This window comes from Psychrilyobacter sp. (assembly GCF_049671765.1).
Taxonomy (GTDB): domain Bacteria; phylum Fusobacteriota; class Fusobacteriia; order Fusobacteriales; family Fusobacteriaceae; genus Psychrilyobacter.
Genome location: NZ_JBATVM010000159.1, coordinates 1 through 3,218 on the forward strand (window position 1 = coordinate 1; position 3,218 = coordinate 3,218).

Annotated in this window: 3 protein-coding genes and 1 riboswitch; all 3 genes read left to right on the forward strand. The window is 31.4% G+C overall.

Going from position 1 to position 3,218, the window contains the following annotated elements; genetic code table 11:
• Positions 1–630 precede the first annotated feature (630 nt).
• Positions 631–811, forward strand: a riboswitch (Lysine riboswitch).
• A 92-nt stretch (positions 812–903) separates the two neighbouring features.
• The 3 genes from WBG30_RS07645 to WBG30_RS07655 all read left to right on the forward strand — a co-directional run bounded on the left by WBG30_RS07645 (position 904) and on the right by WBG30_RS07655 (position 3,217).
• A complete protein-coding gene (locus tag WBG30_RS07645) occupies positions 904–1,275 on the forward strand; it encodes a hotdog domain-containing protein (protein WP_424504051.1) in 372 nt (123 codons plus the stop codon).
• Between the two features lie 78 nt (positions 1,276–1,353).
• Positions 1,354–2,169, forward strand: coding sequence for a 3-keto-5-aminohexanoate cleavage protein (locus tag WBG30_RS07650; RefSeq protein WP_424504049.1), 816 nt, complete (start codon positions 1,354–1,356; stop codon positions 2,167–2,169).
• A 13-nt stretch (positions 2,170–2,182) separates the two neighbouring features.
• Positions 2,183–3,217, forward strand: a complete 1,035-nt coding sequence (locus tag WBG30_RS07655; RefSeq protein WP_424504050.1) for an L-erythro-3,5-diaminohexanoate dehydrogenase — start codon at positions 2,183–2,185, stop codon at positions 3,215–3,217.
• The last annotated feature ends 1 nt before the right edge of the window (position 3,218 follow it).

Sequence of the window (3,218 nt, forward strand, 5' to 3'; positions counted from 1 at the left end):
CCATTCACCTACAAAACATATTCACAATATATATTAAAATAACTTTAAAAGTATTAATTTAATTCTTTTTGTTCACTTATAAAACTTTTTAACTGATAAAACATACTGAAAACATATAATTATAAGAAGAATCATATATGAATATCATAAATACCAAATTGAGTTGACCATTTGTTTTTTCAATTTAATCTATTTTAATAACTTCAAAAAAAAGCAACGTGATGTTGAATCTGGCAGAAGATCACCTTGAGATCTTCCATCACTGATTAAGATATCATATTTTTTAATTTCCACAGGAATTCATGATTAAAAAAAATTAATAAATCATATAACTTTATTATGATAACTATTCATTTAAAATATATATACATTTTAAAATATTCTTTTAAAAAAATAAGTTTTTCATTAAATTCATGTTTTACCCTTGATACAATTAGCTTAAAAAAATAAATTTATCCATTAACTAAGTAAATAGATCGGTATTATAACAGAAATATTTTCCTTTCTATTCATTTTCCATAAGAGTAAATTATTTTTTTCACTTGACTTTGTGTTCTTTATATAGTAAAAATGTATTGTAACAAATCTATGAATGAGTTTTCATTTTCTTAGATAGATTACATAAATAAAATATATAATAGAGGAGCATTTATTGTGGTAACTTTTAATATCTCAAAGATCAAAAGATCTTTAGAAGTTAAAAGTGAAGGACTTAATTGCCGAAAGATTGGATCTAATAAACTAATCTTGGTTAATGTGGGAAAATCCATCTTGACTGTCACAACTTTAGTTGTGGAGAGCTATTTCTTTTTAGTTCTTGGTAATTTTCTGTCCGAAGTCATAGATAGGTGTTTTTTTGATACAAAAAAATAAAAAAAGGGGGAATGAGTTGTGAAAGAAGTAATGATTAGATTGAGGATGAGTACCCACGATGCTCATTATGGGGGTAATTTAGTAGACGGTGCTAGAATGCTAGGTTTATTTGGAGATGTAGCTACCGAACTTCTCATCAGACAAGATGGTGACGAGGGATTATTTAAAGCCTATGATAATGTTGAGTTTATGGCTCCAGTATATGCAGGAGATTTTATCGAAGCTGTAGGTTATATAGAAAAAGTTGGAAACACATCTAGAAGAATGGTTTTTGAAGCAAGAAAGGTAATCATTCCTAGAACTGATATCAGTGATTCTGCATGTGAGGTCTTAGAAAACCCAATTGTTGTTTGTAAAGCCACCGGAACTTGTGTTACACCTAAAGATAAACAAAGAAATTAAAAGCTGACGCTTTACCCAGATAAGCATAATTTAAAAATCAATTTATACTTTCTTAGAAAATAAAAAAGGGAGGCAATAATGGAAAAGTTAATCATAACAGCTGCCATATGTGGAGCAGAAGTTACTAAGGAACATAACCCTAAAGTTCCTTATACTGTAGAAGAGATTGTAGAGCAAGCATACGGTGCATATATAGAGGGAGCTAGTATTATACATCTTCATGTAAGAGAAGATGACGGTACTCCTACCCAATCAAAAGAAAGATTTAAACTATGTATAGATGCCATAAAAGAAAAGTGTCCAGACGTTATTGTCCAACCATCTACTGGTGGAGCTGTAGGAATGGATAATGCAGAGAGGTTACAACCTACAGAATTATATCCTGAGATGGCAACACTAGATTGTGGAACTTTAAATTTTGGTGGCGATGAAATCTTTACTAATACAGAAAACACAATCAAAGAATTTGGTGAAAAGATGATAGAAAGAAATGTAAAACCTGAATTAGAATGTTTTGACAAATCTATGATTGAAATGGCTATAAGATTAAATAAAAAAGGATTCATAAAGTCTCCTATGCACTTTAGTTTTGTAATGGGAGTTAATGGAGGTATCGGTGGAGACTTAAGAGACTTTTTATTTTTAAGAGATAGTCTACCTTGTGGATCTACTTATTCAGTTGCCGGTCTTGGCAGATTTGAGTTTTCATTGGCTACAGCAGCTATAATAAGTGGCGGTCATGTAAGGGTTGGTTTTGAAGATAATATCTATTTAGAAAAAGGTATATTAGCCGAATCTAACGGTGTATTAGTAGCCAAAGTTGTAAGAATTGCTAAGGAACTAGGAAGACAAATAGCCACACCAACAGAAGCAAGAGCTATATTAGGATTATAAGGAGGGTTAACAAATGATAAAAGGATGCCCATTTGGAACACATAGAGTAATAGAACCTATAGGAACTATGCCACAAGCTGCAATAAAAATTGATAACACAATGATAATTAAAAACAATGAATTACTGCTAGATGTAATTACGTTAAACATTGATTCAGCATCATTTACGCAAATAAAGGATGCATGCAATAAAGATATAGATAAAATGACTGCTATGATCAACGAGATTGTAGGAGAGAGAGGAAAGATGCAAAACCCAGTAACTGGATCTGGAGGAATGTTAATCGGTGTTGTTAAAGAAATTGGTTCTGATTTCCCTGACAAAACTTTAAAAGTAGGAGATAAGTTGGCTACTTTAGTTTCGTTATCCCTTACACCATTAAAAATTAATAAGATCAACAATGTAAATATATCCAACGACCAAGTTGATATAGATGGACAAGCTATTTTATTTGAAACTGGAATCTATTCTGTTTTACCTACAGATATTCCTGAAAAACTAGCTTTAGCTGCACTAGATGTAGCTGGTGCCCCTGCACAAGTAAAAAGATTAGTTAAAGAAGGCGATACTGTTTGTATTATCGGTGGAGGTGGAAAATCTGGTGTTTTATGTGCTTATCAAGCCATGGTAAATGCTGGAGATTCTGGTAAAGTTATCGTAATCGAATACAGTGAAGAAAATGCCAAAAGAATATTGGATATGAAACTAGCTCACCATGTAATTATAGCCGATGCTACTAAGCCTGTTGAAATTTATGAAAAAGTAAAAGAAATCACAGGAGAAAATATGTGTGACGTAGTTATTAATAATGTAAATGTAGCTAATACAGAGATGTCATCTATCCTTATTACAAAGGATAATGGGATAGTTTATTTCTTCTCTATGGCAACATCATTTACTAAGGCAGCTTTAGGAGCTGAGGGTGTAGGGAAAGATGTACAAATGATAGTAGGAAATGGATACGCTAAGGGTCATGCTGACCTTACATTAGATATCATACGTAAATCTAAAACTATCAAAAGTTTATTTGAAAAATTATATGTATAAA